The 16683-nt window shown below is 35.2% G+C and carries 11 protein-coding genes; 9 read left to right on the top strand and 2 right to left on the bottom strand.

Annotated features, from left to right (window positions below):
• The first annotated feature begins 11 nt into the window (after positions 1-11).
• The 6 genes from AC1VAQ_RS01540 (at position 12) to AC1VAQ_RS01515 (ending at position 9094) form a co-directional block, all read left to right on the top strand.
• Positions 12-1778 (top strand): glycoside hydrolase family 13 protein, encoded by a 1767-nt coding sequence (locus AC1VAQ_RS01540; protein ID WP_302596662.1) that lies wholly within the window; start codon positions 12-14, stop codon positions 1776-1778.
• A gap of 85 nt (positions 1779-1863) precedes the next feature.
• A complete protein-coding gene (locus AC1VAQ_RS01535) occupies positions 1864-3786 on the top strand; it encodes a PrkA family serine protein kinase (protein WP_302596663.1) in 1923 nt (640 codons plus the stop codon).
• Positions 3787-3795: 9 nt separating this feature from the next.
• A complete protein-coding gene (yhbH, locus tag AC1VAQ_RS01530; protein ID WP_302596664.1) occupies positions 3796-5016 on the top strand; it encodes a sporulation protein YhbH in 1221 nt (406 codons plus the stop codon).
• The gene (locus tag AC1VAQ_RS01525) at positions 5000-6283 is read left to right on the top strand and encodes a SpoVR family protein (RefSeq protein WP_302596665.1); all 1284 of its coding nucleotides are present in this window, start codon (positions 5000-5002) and stop codon (positions 6281-6283) included. The genes yhbH and AC1VAQ_RS01525 overlap by 17 nt, the downstream gene beginning before the upstream one ends.
• Positions 6284-6380: 97 nt before the next feature.
• Positions 6381-7181 carry an MBL fold metallo-hydrolase gene (locus AC1VAQ_RS01520; protein WP_302596666.1) on the top strand — a complete coding sequence of 267 codons (801 nt, stop codon included), beginning with the start codon at positions 6381-6383 and terminating at the stop codon, positions 7179-7181.
• 401 nt (positions 7182-7582) lie between these two features.
• Positions 7583-9094: a magnesium transporter CorA family protein gene (locus tag AC1VAQ_RS01515; RefSeq protein WP_302596668.1), complete on the top strand. Its 1512-nt coding sequence runs from the start codon at positions 7583-7585 to the stop codon at positions 9092-9094.
• A gap of 90 nt (positions 9095-9184) precedes the next feature.
• Here AC1VAQ_RS01515 and ade read toward each other — a convergent pair whose 3' ends face one another.
• The gene (gene ade, locus AC1VAQ_RS01510; protein WP_479903414.1) at positions 9185-10981 is read right to left on the bottom strand and encodes an adenine deaminase; all 1797 of its coding nucleotides are present in this window, start codon (positions 10979-10981) and stop codon (positions 9185-9187) included.
• 242 nt (positions 10982-11223) lie between these two features.
• On the bottom strand, positions 11224-13023 hold the full coding sequence (gene pepF / locus AC1VAQ_RS01505; RefSeq protein ID WP_302596670.1) for an oligoendopeptidase F: 1800 nt from the start codon (positions 13021-13023) through the stop codon (positions 11224-11226).
• A 142-nt stretch (positions 13024-13165) separates the two neighbouring features.
• On the opposite strand from pepF, the gene AC1VAQ_RS01500 reads away from it, so the two are divergent.
• From AC1VAQ_RS01500 to AC1VAQ_RS01490, 3 genes are all read left to right on the top strand, one after another.
• Entirely contained in the window at positions 13166-13960 is a 795-nt protein-coding gene (locus AC1VAQ_RS01500) for a M55 family metallopeptidase (protein WP_302596671.1), read from the top strand.
• A 320-nt stretch (positions 13961-14280) separates the two neighbouring features.
• A complete protein-coding gene (locus tag AC1VAQ_RS01495; protein ID WP_302596672.1) occupies positions 14281-15300 on the top strand; it encodes a LacI family DNA-binding transcriptional regulator in 1020 nt (339 codons plus the stop codon).
• A 21-nt stretch (positions 15301-15321) separates the two neighbouring features.
• Positions 15322-16581 carry a sugar ABC transporter substrate-binding protein gene (locus tag AC1VAQ_RS01490; RefSeq protein WP_302596673.1) on the top strand — a complete coding sequence of 420 codons (1260 nt, stop codon included), beginning with the start codon at positions 15322-15324 and terminating at the stop codon, positions 16579-16581.
• Positions 16582-16683 lie beyond the last annotated feature (102 nt).

Raw genomic sequence — 16683 nt, 5'->3', positions numbered from 1 at the left:
AGGGAGGATATATGGAACTTCAGGGAGTATATCATCGTAGCAGCGATAATTATTGCTATGCATTAGATGAAAATAACTTAATTATTAATTTGAAAACGGGTCAGGAGGTCTCCAAAGTGTTTTTACACTATGGAGACCCTTTCACGAATGGAATTTTGGGAAGTAACAGCACTTGGGAAGGAAAACGAGAAGAAATAGTGTTTAAAAAGCGCTTAGCACATCATAATTGGTGGACCACAACAGTACAGCCACCCTTTAAAAGATGTCGCTATTATTTCGAGCTTATATGTAATGAGGAGGTCATCTATTATTTTGAAGATGGCTTTTATACCTTAGAAGATTTAGAAGAGATGAAAGGTCAACCTCAATATTTTACATTCCCATGGATGAATAAAAGTGATATTAATACAGTACCTAAATGGGTAAATGACACCATATGGTATCAAATCTTTCCAGAGCGTTTTTGTAATGGCGATGCAAGTTTAAATAAAGAAGGCACATTATCATGGGCAGGGCCACAAGATACCGTGAAAAACAATGAATTTTATGGAGGTGATTTAAGGGGAATTATTGAAAAGTTACCCTATTTAAAGTCACTTCATATTTCAGGTATTTACTTAACACCTATTAATGAAAGTCCAAGTACTCATAAATATGATACGATTGATTATTTTAAAATAGATCCTTACTTTGGTGATGAGGAGACAATGAAAGAATTAGTAGAGAAGGCACATGCTTTGGGGATTAAAGTCATGTTAGATGGCGTATTTAATCATGCAGGCGCCGTATTTCCTAAATGGCAGGACGTGGTAGAAAAGGGGCCTAATTCTAAGTATTATGATTGGTTCATGGTGAATGAATGGCCTTTTGACCCTCGAGGTAACAATGCGCATGAAGGGCGTTATTTTAGCTTTGCTTTTAATGACAAGATGCCTAAATTCAATACGAACAATGAAGTTGTTCAAGAATATTTAATCAGTATTTGTGAGTATTGGGTAAATACTTATCAGATTGATGGGATTCGCTTAGATGTGGCTAATGAAGTATCCCATAGTTTCTGTAAGGCACTTAGAAGAAGGCTTAAAGCGATAAAGCAAGACCTCTATATACTTGGCGAGATATGGAATGATGCGATAAGTTGGCTACGTGGCGATGAATTTGATGCGGTGATGAATTATCCTTTAGGTGAAACAATTACAGATTTTTGGCTGAACCAGGAAGAGACAAGTGAAAAGTTTGAAGCTCTCATTAATAGATGCTACACCTTATATATGCAACAGACGAATGATGTACTGTTTAACTTGTTAGATTCCCATGATACAGCTAGGCTAATGCATCGTATTCAAAATAAAGACAAAATGTATCAGCAAATATTATTATTACTTGCTATGCCAGGTAGTCCTTGCATTTTTTATGGGACTGAAGTGCTTTTAGATGGGGCACATGACCCGGATTGTAGAAGATGTATGCCTTGGAAGGAAATTGAAGAGGGACTGTATAAAGAAGAAATGGAAACTATTCAGACATTGTTACAGTTACGTCTTACGGAGCCACTTTTTAAGAGTAGAAATTTTCATTTTACCCATGAGCTAGAGAATTCTAGAGTACTTGAATTTCTAAAGATAGATGATTATAACCAAAATAAGTTAAAGATTATATTAAACTGTAGTGAAAATGAAATTGAGGTACCTATAGAAGGACAAGTTATGTATAGTCGTTATTTAAAAGTGAACAAACTCGGCAAGAATGGTATCTTAATTATAAAAAAATTAATCTAAATAAAAAACAAGAAATAAGAATTTATTGTTAAAGTCCACCATATATTTTAAAGAGAGCATTTCCTATGCAAAGGAGTGAAAATATATGGTGGATTTTTCTGAACTTATTATGGCTGATAGACAGGCAAGAAAACGAACAAAATTTAAAGGAACATTTTTAGAATATCTAGATATTCTAAAGGAAGATACAAGTATTTATGAGCTAGCCCATGAAAGACTATATAGATTGCTCACTGAGCCAGGGGTAGACTATATTAAGACTGAAGAGGATGCACGTCTTATGCGAATCTATGGTAAAGAGATGATTAAACGTTATCATTTCTTTAAAAATGATTTTTATGGCATAGATCAGACAATTATGAAGATTGTAAGATATTTTTGTTCAGCAGCAATGAAAGGCGAAGAATCTAGGCAAGTGCTCTATTTAGTAGGTCCTGTTGGCGCAGGTAAGTCTTCTCTTATTGAGGCGATTAAACATCTCCTAGAAACAAGTGATCCAATTTATGCCTTAGATGGATGCCCAATGCGTGAGGAGCCTCTGCATCTTATTCCAAAACACTTACGCCCACAAATGGAGGAACTATTAGGTATTAAAATCGAAGGGGACTTGTGTCCAGCTTGTAAATATCGTTTAGTTCATGAATTTGAAGGCAAATATGAGGATTTTCCAGTGGTTCAAACTGATTTCTCAGTCCGCTCTCGTAAAGGAATTGGCGTTGTGCCACCAGTAGATCCTAACAATCAAGATACGTCGGTTCTAATTGGTTCAATTGACATCTCAAAAATGGATTTATACCCAGAAGATGATCCAAGGGTACTTTCTTTAAATGGTGCATTTAATGCAGGTAATCGTGGCATTGTAGAATTTATCGAGGTATTTAAAAACGACGTTGAATACTTACATACCATGATTACAGCAACTCAGGAAAAGAGTATTCCTTCGCCTGGTAAAAATGCAATGATTTATTTTGACGGGGTTATTTTAGCACACTCTAATGAAGCAGAGTGGAATAAATTTAAATCTGATCATACCAACGAAGCTATCTTAGACCGTATCGTTAAGATTGAAGTACCTTATTGTTTAGAGCTTAACGAAGAAATTAAAATTTATGAAAAGATGCTTAGAAATTCTAACTTCAAGTCTCATATCGCACCACATACGTTAGAAATCGCAGCAATGTTTGCTATTTTAACACGTTTGACACCATCTGCTAAGGTAGATCCACTTACTAAGCTGAAGATTTATAATGGTGAAGAAATTATTGAAAAGGGCACAACAAAACGTGTAGATATTTTAGAGCTTCGCGATGAAGCAGAACGTGAAGGTATGACAGGCATTTCTACAAGATTTATTACAAAAGCTATTGATACAGCTTTATCAGAATCAGATTGTAATTGTATTAATCCAATTGGGCTCATTGATGTTTTATCAAGAGAAGTCAAAGAAATGACCACAACAGATGAGCTTAAGAAAAAATATCTTGGTTTCTTACAAGATACAATCAAGAAAGAGTATCATAAAATGCTTGAAAAAGAAGTTACTAAGGCTTTCATTCATGGCTATCGTGAGCAAGCTGAAGATTTGTTCAATAATTATCTTGATCATGCAGAAGCTTATGCAAATAAGACAAAAATCAAGGACCCTAATACAGGAGAGGAACTTAATCCTGATGAAGAATTCATGCGCTCTATTGAAGAGCAATTAGGTATTACGCAAGCTGGTGCAAAAGGCTTCAGACAAGATGTAACAGCTTATATGTTCTCTATTATCCGAAACGGTGGCAAAGTAGATTATACGGCTTATGAGCCTCTTAAAGAAGCCATTGAAAAGAAACTCACAGCTTCTGTAAGAGAGCTTTCAAGAATTATCACTCAAAGCAAGGTAAGAGATAAGGAACAAAACGTAAAATACGATGCTATGGTTGAAGAAATGAAACTCAACGGATATTGTGACCATTGTTGTAATGTCATACTAAAATATGCAGCTAATAATTTATGGAAAGACTAGGGTAAAAGTATGACAGCCATTTTTAAAGAGTTTCAACCCCATAGCAGAGATCGTAGCGTGGAAGACCGTAGGAGACATAGGGAACTAGTAGAAAAAAGTATTAAAGAGAATATAGGAAGCATTATTTCAGAAGAAAGTATTATTGGAAAAAGTAAAAATAAGAAAATCAAGATTCCTATTAAAGGCCTAAAGGAGTATTACTTCAAATACGGACGCAACCAGAAAGGGGTTGTGTCCGGTAATGGCCAAGAAGCTAAAGGAAAGAAGATTCCTAAAGGCGACTATGGAGAAGGGAATGGGCAAGGTGAAGAGGGTGCAGGTAATGAAGAAGGCGAAGATATCTATGAAACAGAAGTAACAATAGAGGAAGCAATTTCTTTATTATTTGAAGACCTAAGCCTTCCTTATCTTCAACATAAGCAATTTAATGAAATTGAAACCCAGTATGGTTCTAAGAGAAGCGGTGTGCGCGATAAGGGGGCGAGATACAGACTTTCTAAAAAGCATAGTATGATTGAAAAGATTAAACGTGAAAAACGTGCAAAGCGTGCAATGAAGGAAGCTGGTATTGACTATCCAGAAGACAAGAGAATGCCATTTCATGAGACAGATCTTAAGTACTTTTATAAAAAACCAAAAATGAAACGTGATTCAAATGCAGTTGTTATTTGTATCATGGATACATCAGGTTCTATGGGTCAAACGAAAAAATATCTTGCCCGTAGCTTTTATTTTCTATTGTATCAGTTTTTAACCATTCGTTATATGAATGTGGAAATAGCATTTATTGCCCATACAACGGTAGCTAAGGAAGTTAATGAAAATGATTTCTTCCATCGCGGTGAAAGTGGCGGTACTTATATAAGTAGCGGCTATGAAAAGGCCTTGGAATTGATTGCAGAACGTTATAATCCAGCAAATTGGAATATTTATACGTTCCATTGCAGTGATGGTGATAACTGGGGTGAAGATAATGACCGTGCAGTAGAACTTGCCAATAAACTTTGTGATACGTGTAATTTATTTGGCTATGGCGAGATTAAGACTAGTAGCTACACAAGTACGATAATGAGCCGTTATCTTGAAGATGTAAATAAACCTAATTTTACAGCCGTCAAAATTACTAAAAAAGAAGATGTATGGACAGCATTTAAACAGATGCTAGCTGTAGAAACTGGTAAGAAAACGACAGAGAGAAAGGAGGAGGAGGCAGATGGATTACACGCTTAAGGATCTAGAAAAGTATAATGAGCAAATTGAAGGCATTGCTAAGGAAATAGGACTGGATTACTATCCTCAAGAATTTGAAATTATTAGCTTTGAAGATATGCTCTGTTATGAAGCTTATGTGGGTATGCCTTCTCATTATTCTCACTGGAGTTATGGCAAAAGTTATGATAGGTTAAAGACTGCGTATAAGTATAACTTAACAGGGCTTCCTTATGAGATGGTTATTAATTCTGACCCTTGTATTGCCTATCTCATGAAAGACAATACATTGGCACTACAAATTTTAACCATTGCCCATGTGTATGGGCATAATGATTTCTTTAAAAATAACCGTATGTTTAAAACTTATACCAATGCAAGGGTCACGGTAGAACGTTTTAAAACGCATGCAGATCGCATTAGAGATTATATTCAAGACCCTAGTATTGGGTATGAAGCAGTAGAAAAGATACTAGATGCAGCGCATTCCATCAAATATCATTGCGGTGCTGGTGAGCCATTAAATTATAATAAACCGGAGAAGCCGGAGTATCCTTATGATAATTTGTTAGAGTTCCTGAAATTCTATGGTAATTTAGAGGAGTGGCAACAAGATGTCATGAATATTGTCATGGAAGAAAGTAGATACTTCTTGCCACAGATTGAAACAAAGATTATGAATGAAGGATGGGCAACTTTTTGGCATTATCAAATATTCAAGAGGCTTGGCGTGGAACAAGGTCTGGAACTTGAATTTTATAAAGTACACAACGGTGTTATCTGTCAGATACCAGGAAGTTTAAATCCTTATTATATCGGCTTTAAGATATGGCAGGATTTATATGAGAAATATGATGGGGATTTTAAGAAACTGGCACAGATTCGAACAGCTGAAAGGGATGCATCATTTATTAGAAGTCATTTAACTTATGAGCTTTGCCTAGAAAGCCATCTTTGTGAATTAGAAGAAGAAGAGAGGTATTATGTAGTTTCAGAGGTTTCTAATGAAGAGGGATGGAAGAGCATACGTAATACACTTGCAAATAGTGTAGGTATGGGAGGAATTCCAACAATCCGTGTAAAAGAAGTATTAAGACATGATAACAATACCTTGGTATTGGAGCATGTAGGAGATGGCCGAGAACTAAGCTTATCTTATGCAACAGAAACCTTGAAATATATTCAAACACTTTGGGGCGATAAGGTTGTACTTCTAACAGAGCTTTCTCAAATTCCAAGAAAAATCATTTGTAATGCGAGCAAAAAAGTAAGCATTGAGAATGTGTAGGGTGCAATAGCCAGAATAAGCCTAAAAAACTTCACGCATTTTAGCTAAATTTGTGATATAGTAATAAGAGCTAGATTATGTGTGAAGGAGACAAAAGATGGAATTTAGACTGTGTGCCATTGCAAGTGGTAGTAGTGGAAACTGTACGTATTTAGGTGCAGGAGAAAATCAGTTTTTAATTGATATAGGAATTAGCGGAAAAAAAGCTATTGCAGGATTGGGTGAGATTGATGTAGATCCAGCTAGCATTAATGGGATTTTAATTACGCATGAGCATTCTGACCATATTAAGGGTGTAGGTATTTTTAGTAGAAAATATAATACCCCTATTTATGCAACTAAGAAAGCATGGGAGCGTATGCTAGAAGCAAACATGTTAGGGGCTATCAAAGAAGAGAATGTACGTATCCTTGAAAAAGGAAAGTATATTGAGCAAGATGGACTTCGCATTTTACCCTACAGTATTCACCATGATTCTGTGGATCCTGTAGGGTATACTTTTGAATATAAAAATAAAAAAATTACTTTAGCAACGGATATTGGTATTGTTGATGAAGAAATTGCACAGCATCTTCGAGGCTCTAATGGAATCTTGTTAGAATTTAATCATGATATTCGTATGTTAGAAGCAGGAAGCTATCCATTTCCTCTTAAAAAACGTATTTTAGGAGATAAAGGCCATTTAAATAATGAAGATGCAGCAAAAGCATTAGTTGAAATTTATCATGAAGGTTTAGAATGGGCAGTGCTAGGCCATTTAAGTAAAGATAATAATGTACCTGATTTGGCTTATTTAACAGCCAAAACTGCGTTAGAAGAAAACAATATTCAGGTAGGTAAAGATATTATTGTGTCAGTTGCTAAAAGGGATGAAGTTTCTGAAATATATGGATTTTAAGAAAATGATTAAGTGAGAATAAAATGAGTTAAAAGGTAGATAATAAGTAGCGTATTAAATGAGCGTTCATTTAAACAAAATTCTTATTATCTAGGAGGGGCTCATAATGGCTCAAAATAAAAATAATTACAACAATGCAAGTAATAGTAACAACTATAATAATGCAAGTAACAACAACAACAACTACAACAATGCAAGCAACAACAATAACTACAACAATTCATTAAACGAACACAAATATAGTAACTCAAGCAACTCAAATAATTATAATAATGCAAATAACGACAATAATTATAATAACAGCACTAACAATGCAACAGATTGCAAAAACAATAAATAAGTTCAATCTAAAGGATGTTTTTCGAAGAAGAACATCCTTTATTTGATAATATGGTGTAGATATGGACAAAGAGCTTATTAGTGAACATATTTTTTTATTTCCCTTTAGTTGGAATTATAATCATAAAAAGAATAATACATTATTTTTACAACATACACAAATTCAAAATAAGTTTTTTGAAACCTTAGAGGGCTGGAAGGCACATGAGCTTAGGTTAATGACGGAGAAAGATTATAATGAATTTGTTTATTTTTATAAACCCATCCGTACAGCATTATATACATTTCATGAGGGTCCTGTAATTGTAAGAAATTATACGTACCATCAGCTAGCTGAAGATAATTATTTCATTATTACAGTTGGTGGCATTGCGTATAAGTTGCATATTGAAGAAATCAGCCTTAAACTGTATAAAACGGGCATTGGGTTACTATCATTTACCTTAACCAATAGAGACTATGCCAGTTATGAAGCTGTTGAAGGCATCAATAGCTTTAGCAAAAGTGTATATCCGCCTATTTTACCGTTATCAAAAGCAAAAGAAGAATTGTTTCCAGACTATATTATTTTACATTTAAATGAGCGGTGTCATATTGATGAACGATATGAAGCAAATTATTTAAAAAGAGGTTTAGATATTAGTAAGGTCATTATGGATGTATTGGGAAGTGATTTTGCCACGCGGGAAGGTCATCAGAAAAACGGGAAAATTGTTATCGAAACAATTTTAGGAAATCAGATGTTCTGTTTATGCCTTTATAAAAATAAGGAGATTTTAAGAAGTATTCAAGAAGGAACTGTTTCTTATGAAACATTAGAGCGAATGATGACAATCAATAAAAAGGTAACATATCATGAAGAAGATGATATTCCAGAGCATATTGGCTCTACGTATTATTTGAAAAATGAGGGGAGTATTTATGGCATTAGCCGATATGCTTTATTATGTGTAGCTAATGAACTGCCTAAAAGTAAACTTTATGACCAGTTAGTTTCATTAGTATTGATGCAGCGGGCCACCTTGCTTAGTTTATCTAATGAAATTGCTAGAGTTTCGACATTAGGAAAGTATGAAATTTCACCAGCTATTTCAAGTATTTATGAAATCTATATTCAATTTATCAATCAGCTTTATTTTAAAGAAGTGACAGAAGACGCACAGGGCGCACATATTTATGAGAAGCTATCTGAGCAGTTTAAAATTACAGAAGAGTTGGAGCAGCTTAATTTTGAAATCGATGAAGTACGAGAATATGCTAATTTAGTGGAACAAGCTCAGTCTACAGTAAAAGTAGAATTACTTACAATTATTGGTGCTGCCCTTGTCATTCCTAGCTTTGTAACAAGTCTTTTTGGCATGAATATTTTGCAAAAGGAAATAAATCATTGGTGGCGTAGCGAGCGTGTAGCACTTTGGATGAATAGTTATGTGCTATTGCCAGTGTTAGTAACAGTTGTGTTATGTACTTGGAATAAAAAAAAGACAAAGCTGCATATTACCTTGAGGATTTTATATGCAGTACTTTTTGCAGCAAGTATTTTTATTATTTGTCGTTATGGAAGTGGGGTTTAGAAGACAGTAAAGGTGAAATGATAAAAGATGAAGGAATAAAAGAGGAGTAGGAAAGCGGGGGCTTTTCTACTCCTAAAATAATATGAGAGATTACTTGATGAATAAGTCTATTTGCTGAAAGGTAATAGTGTTTACGAGACCTTTGTTGGTAAGACGAAGTTCTGGGATAACAGCTAGAGAGAGAAGGGCCATTGTCATGAATGGTGAGACAATAGAACATTCTAGTATTTTCCAAGCTTCATCAATTTGGGCAGTACGCATGGCAACTTCTGAGGCTGGATCTTCTGACATAAGACCTGCAATAGGAAGTGGATTAAGTGCCAATACTTTACCATCTTGTACAACAACCATGCCTCCACCAACTGCAATTAAAGTATTAGCAGCAAGCGCCATATCCGCATCATTAGTACCTAATACAGATAAGTTGTGGGCATCGTGGGCAACTGTAGAAGCTACAGCGCCAGATTTAAGACCAAAGCCATGTACAAAACCTTTTCCCATACGTGTTGAAGCTGTGTGACGGTCAATGACTACAAGTTTAAGGTAGTCATTATTTAAATCACTTTCAACCTTGCCATCTGTTACAGTTAAGGTACCTGTTAAATGATTTGTACCAGCCTGAGCTTCATTAATACCAATGATATGAGCTGTAATTGTATCATCTGAAAAATCTTCAGGAACACAAATTTGAAAGTCACTTGCCTGTAAAGTGTTGCCCACATTCATTGTGTTTTTAGCAAAGCTAGGATAAGAGTGTGCAGGGATTTCAATACATAAGGCACCATTTTCAGCAACGACCTCGCCATTGATAAGTGTCATTTTAACATGTACTTTAGTGAGGTCATCTAAAAGAACAATATCAGCCCATTTACCAGGAGATACACTGCCTAAGTCACGGGCAAGTCCAAAACATTCCGCGGTATTGATTGTTGCCATTTGGATTGCTGTAATTGGATTTAAGCCTTCTTCAATAGCACGATGGATAATATGGTCCATATGGCCTTCATGGATTAAAGTATCTGGATGAAGATCATCACTTACAAGGCAGGCAAAGCGTGAGTCGATATTATGTTCTGTAAGTGCACGAACTGTTTCCTTGACATCGCACCAAGCAGAACCTTCACGAATTTGCACATACATCCCAAGACGCATTTTAGTAAGGGCATCTTCCATGCGTGTTGTTTCATGGCAACATCTTGCACCAGCTGCAATATAGGCATTTAGCCCAGCAGCCATATCTGGGCCAGTATAGTGTCCAGTAATGATCTTATTATTTTCTAAAGTAGCTTTTAAAGCTCTATGTACTTGTAAGTCGCCATTTAAGACACCAGGATAGTTCATCATTTCACCAAGCCCGATAATGGTGTCTTGTCCCATGGCATTAATAATATCTAAAGCGTTTAAAGTAGCACCTGTTGTTTCAAAATCAGCAGTAGCAGGTACGCAACTTGGCATCGTCGTATAGACGTTAAGTGGTACTTCTTTACCTTCTTGAATCATAAGACCGATACCTTCGGCCCCTAATACATTGGCAATTTCATGTGGGTCCATGAAGATTGAAGTTGTACCATGAGGCATGACTGCTTTAGCATATTCTTTGACAGTGAGCATACTGCTTTCTACATGAAGATGCCCATCCATGAAGCCAGGTGCAATATAAAGACCTGCGGCATCAATAACCTTTGTTTGAGGCCCAATAGTGTGTGATGCATCACCTACAAGAGCAATACGTCCAAAGCTAATAGCAACATCTATATCAGGAATAATCTCAGCTGTATTTACATTAATTAATTTACCGTTTTGAATGACAATGTCCGCTTTACGCTCTCCACGAGCAACTGCAACAAGCTCTTTTGTGATTTCTGATAATTTATATCTCTTTGACATTATTTGGCCTCCTAAAAATTTATTTCAACTATCATAACATTGCATAATTAAATTGACAATATATAATAGTTAAGTTGTATCAAAATATTTAATATATATATACCTATAATGAAATTGATAAACAAATTATATAATAAACTGCAATACTATATCAAAATTTTATGATAAAAATTAATATTACAAAAGGCTCAGCTTATTAATTTTCTCTTACAAGAGCATTAATAAGCTGAGCCTTTATGGATTTAGCTCATTTGTTTAAATTCGTCAATAAGGGCTGCAAATTGTTTGAGCGCTGTTTCAATTGGTTCAGGTTTGCTCATATCAACACCTGCAAGTTTAAGAAGGTCAATAGGATCCTTAGAAGAACCGCCGCTTAAGAATTGCATATAGTCTTTAACTGCACTTTCACCTTCTTTTAAGATACGTTCAGAGAGAGTAATAGCAGCTGAATAACCTGTTGCATATTGGTATACATAGAATGGTGTATAGAAATGAGGAATACGTGCCCATTCGAGTGCAATGGCTTCATCTATTTCCATGGCATCACCGTGATATTTTTTAACAAGGGCATAATATTTATCACAAAGTAATTTTGTTGTAAGTGTTATACCTTTACTATTTAAGAGATGTACCTCTTTTTCAAACTCGGCAAACATTGTTTGGCGATAGAGTGTACTACGGAATTGTTCCATAAAGTAGTTAATAAGATATTTTTTAAACACAGGGTCTGTAGTTGTTTTTAAGAGATATTGCATTAAAAGCGCTTCATTTACAGTAGATGCAACTTCTGCAACAAAGATGCAGTAATCTGCATAAATATGAGGTTGTGTATGTGAAGAGAAGTAGCTGTGCATTGCATGACCCATTTCATGTGCAAGGGTAAAGAGGTTATGCACATTATTTGTATAGTTCATAAGCACATAGGGATGTGGTGCTCCATATGTGCCCCATGAATACGCACCACTACGTTTACCTTCATTTTCATATTTGTCAATCCAGCGGTTATCGAATGCTTCCTTAAGCAGTGCAACATAGTCTTCACCCATAGGGGCAAGTGCTTTAAGCACAATATCACAAGCTTCATTAAAAGTAATTAGTTTTTGGAAGTCTTTCACAATAGGTACAAAAAGATCATACATATGGAGTATGTCTACGCCGAGGGCCTCTTTACGTAGGGCCACATAATCATGCATAATATTTAAATTTTTATTCACTGTATCAATGAGATTATCATACACTGAAACAGGAATGTTATTTTCAGATAAAGCAGCATGAAGCGGTGACTCATAATGACGTGTTGTAGAGAAGAAGCCATATTGTTTTACATTCCCAGTAAATAAGGCGGCAATTGTATTTTTAACAGTGTCATAAGTGCTATAAAGACCTGAAAAAGCAGCTTCACGGACACTTCGGTCATTACTTTCAAGGAAACTTATATAGTTTCCGTGTGTAATGCGGACGTCTTCACCTTTTTCATTTTTGATTGTTGGGAATTTAAGATCAACATTATTAAGCATAGCAAAGGCGTTGCTTGGTGTACCTGCTAATTCACCTATGCGTGCTAAGAGTGCTTCTGTTTGTGCATCTAAAATATGCACTTTTTGACGAAGAATTTCACTTAAATAACGCACGTAAAGTTTAAGTTCTGGAACCTCTGTGCAAAAAGCAGTAATTTGATCAGCAGTAAGGTTAGAAAGTTCGCTACTTGCAAATGAAAGTACTTCAGATGCTTTAATTGAAAGCATTTCAGCTTGACTTGATAAATCTTGATAGAAATCATTGCCACCATCTTGATGAAGACGCATATGAGAATAAACATAAAGTTTATTGATATCTTGCCAAAGTACATCTTGCTTTACTAAGAAGTCATAAAGTGTATGGGCATCTTGTGTTAGTTTGCCAGTAAAATCTTTAAAAGTAGGAATAAGTGCTTCACAAGCAGCAAAGGAGGCTTTAAAAGCATCGTCCGTTTCAAAGATATCCTCTAGTTTCCAAGTATCTTCTATTTTTACATCTTTTCGTTTTGGAAGAGTATGTGTCATATTTTTCAGCTCCTTTTAGTTAGTATAATATTATATAGTATACTCTAATTTGTGGGAAAATAACAAATTAATTTTTTGCTATTCTTTGTCAGTTTTGATATACTCAAAGATAGGATAAAAACGAAATTAAGGGGGGGTACAAGTGAAAATTTATATCAGTGCAGATATAGAAGGTGTAACAGGCATTTCAAATTGGGATGAAACACATAAGGGTGGCAGTAACTATGAAAAATATTGTATACAGATGACGAAAGAAGTTGTAGCTGCTTGTAAGGGACTTATAGAAGCAGGTGCAAAGGAAATCTTAGTGAAGGACGCCCATGAAGACGGTAAGAATTTAATTCATGAGATGCTGCCAAAGGAAGTAAAGATTATTTCGGGATGGAGTAATCATCCTTATAGTATGATAGAAGGTTTAGATGAAAGTTTTGATGCAGCTGTATTTATCGGTTATCATAGTGGCGCTGGAACAAATGGCAGTCCATTAGCACATTCTTTAAATCCAGATAAAATAAGAAGTATTCGTATTAATGGCCAGCTAGCTGATGAATTTTTGATTTTTGCTTATGGCGCGCATAGTATTGGTGTGCCTGTTATTGCTGTGACAGGTGATGGTGAACTTATTAGGCGGGTAAGAGAATTTGACGGACATATTAAGAGTGTGGCGACAGGTGAAGGATTTGGCGGTGGCATTGTAAGTATTCATCCAGAGTTAACTATTGAGCGTATCCATAAAAATGTCAAAAAAGCAGCAGAGCACTTAACGGATTATAAGCTTAAAAGGCCAGAAGAATATGAAATAGTCGTAGAATTTATAAAACACGAGGAGGCTTATAAATATTCATTTTATCCAAATGCAGAGCAGATTTCGGAACACAGTGTACGTTATAAGTCTAAGCATTATATACAAATCTTGTCGTTCCTTTTATTTTTATAGATTTCGCAAATATAAACTGTAGTTATTCATTATATTTTTGAAATGAAACAAAGATAGAGATTGCCTTTTAGACAATCTCTATTTTTAATATAAAAATTAAATTTAAATAATATATATAATTTTCTAAAAATAAAAATTTTGATAAAAGCATAAAAAGTGCGCAACGTTGCAATGTAATAAAATCAATTTGTTGTAAAAAAGTTATAAAAAACTATTTGAAAAATACTATTAAGTATAGAAAAATATAAATTGACAGAAGTAAAAAATAATGCTAATGTGAATATATAAACAACCGGTTATCCAACCAAGGAGGTGAGTTTGTGGAAGATTGCAACATGTCAGGAAGTGATAAGAGCCTAACGATTAGTGATATTGCTAAAGAACTTGGTGTATCTAAGACAACGGTTTCGAGAGCTATATCTGGCAAAGGTAGAATTAGCGAGGCAACGCGTAAGCGCATTAGGGATTATATAGAGATTCATAACTATAGGCCTAACGTCATTGCAAAAAGTCTTGCTGAGTCCAAGACCTTTAACATTGGTGTAGTCCTTCCAGCAGATACAAAGCAAACAGAAATTCCTTTTTTCCAAAGTTGTTTAATGGGTATTTGTGATACTGCAGCAGGCTTTGAGTATGATGTTGTTGTGCTTACCTCTACAGAAAATGATATTAGCTTGATTGAAAGGCTTATCAGAAATCATAAGGTAGATGGTATTGTCTTAACACGACCTACAGTAAATGACTTAGCAATTTCTTATTTAAAAAAAGTAAAAATTCCGTTTGTTGTAATTGGTTCTGTGGAAGATGAAGAAGTTGTTCAAATCGATAATCATCATATATCAGGTTGTGCAGAACTTACATCCGTACTTCTAAAGATAGGTTATGAGAAAATCGCACTACTAGCAGGAAGTAGGCACCATATCATTACCAATAATCGTTATAAAGGTTTTATACAAGCATTTGAGAACCATGGTAAAAGTGTAAATGAAAAACTCGTCTTTTTAGATCTTAACAGCCATGTACAAATCGACCGTGCTGTAGACCTTGCGATGAATCAAGAAGTTGACTGTATTATTTGCAGTGATGATGTGATTTGCAGTAGAGCACTAATTAGGCTTGGTGAACTTGGTGTTAGGATTCCACAAGATATCAAAATTGCATCTTTCTATGATAGCATTCATTTGGCGAATTATAATCCACCAATTACATCACTCAAAATTGATATTAAAGCATTAGGCATTGAAGCAGGAAAAGTGTTAATCAGTTTAATAAATGGGGAAGAAGTTCCTCATCAAACTCTATTAGATTATGAAATCGTTTTAAAAAAATCGACTATGTAAATTTATAAGGAGGTAGTTTTTATGAAACTTAAGAAATTAGCATTATTAACAGCAATGTGTGTAGCAGGTACAATGAGTGTAGGATGTGGCAGTAATGGAGCTGGGGAAACGGCATCAACAGAGACACCAGCATCAAGCGAAGCAGCATCAAGTGCAGAAATCACAAGTGATTCTATTACTTTAAAAGTATGGGAATCAACAGGTGGGCCTGATGAATTTATCAAACAAGCAGGTGACGCTTTTACAGCAAAATATCCTAATATTTCTATTGAATATGTAAATGTAGAATTGGGTGATACAACAAGCCAAATTGCATTAGATGGGCCAGCCGGTGTAGGACCAGATGTATTTGCAGCACCACATGATAAACTTGGTGAACTTGTTGCAGGTGGACATATTCTACCAACGGTTAATCCTGATACACTTGCAGAAAATGTATTAGGTGCATGTAGTACAGCGCTTACATATGACGGCACAATGTACGGTTACCCAGTTTCAGCAGAAACATATGCACTTTTCTATAATAAAGATTTAATTACAGAAGAAGAGGTGCCAACAACATGGGAAGATTTAAAAGCATTTAGTGAAGAATTTAATGCATCACATAATAATCAATATGGATTTATGATGGATGTAGAAAATGGTTATTATACAATCATCTTTACAACAAGTGAGGATAACCGCTTATTTGGACCAGATGGAACAGATACAACAAATACAAATATCAATTCAGAAGCTTCTGTAGAAGGTATGAAATTCTTCCAAAGCTTAAGACCAGCACTTGATATTCCATCAGCTGACCTTACAACAGCTGCTTGTGATTCAGCATTCAGCAGTGGTAATGTAGCTCTTTATATTACAGGTTTATGGAACGTAGCAACTTTTGAAGAAGCTGGACTTAACTTCGGGGTAGCACCACTTCCAAGCCTTCCAGGTAATGATACACCAGCTGCATCATTTGCAGGTACTCGTGCAATGTTCGTATCAGCATATAGTGATTATCCAAATGAAGCAGCATTATTCTCTGAGTTCTTAGTATCAGAAGAAATGCAAAAATTACGTTTTGATCTTACAGGTGCACTTCCAGCAATTAACTGCAGCGTAGACAGTCCATATATTGAAGGATTCTTAACACAACTTGACTATGCATTCCCAATGCCTTCTATTCCTCAAATGAATGCTTTCTGGGATGCTATGAAAGCAGCTAGTGCAAATATCTGGGACGGTGCAGATGTTCAAAAAGAATTAGATGCTTGTAATACAGCAATTTTAGCACAATAGCCATAATGATAAATGAAAGAGGTTGTGGGAAGGGCACTTTCGAAACGCCTTCTTGCAACCTCTTTAAAATGCAATCATTTGATTAAAAAATAAGATAAGAGG

It is taken from the genome of Cellulosilyticum sp., assembly GCF_982396655.1.
This window is presented reverse-complemented; position numbering and strand designations above follow the sequence as displayed.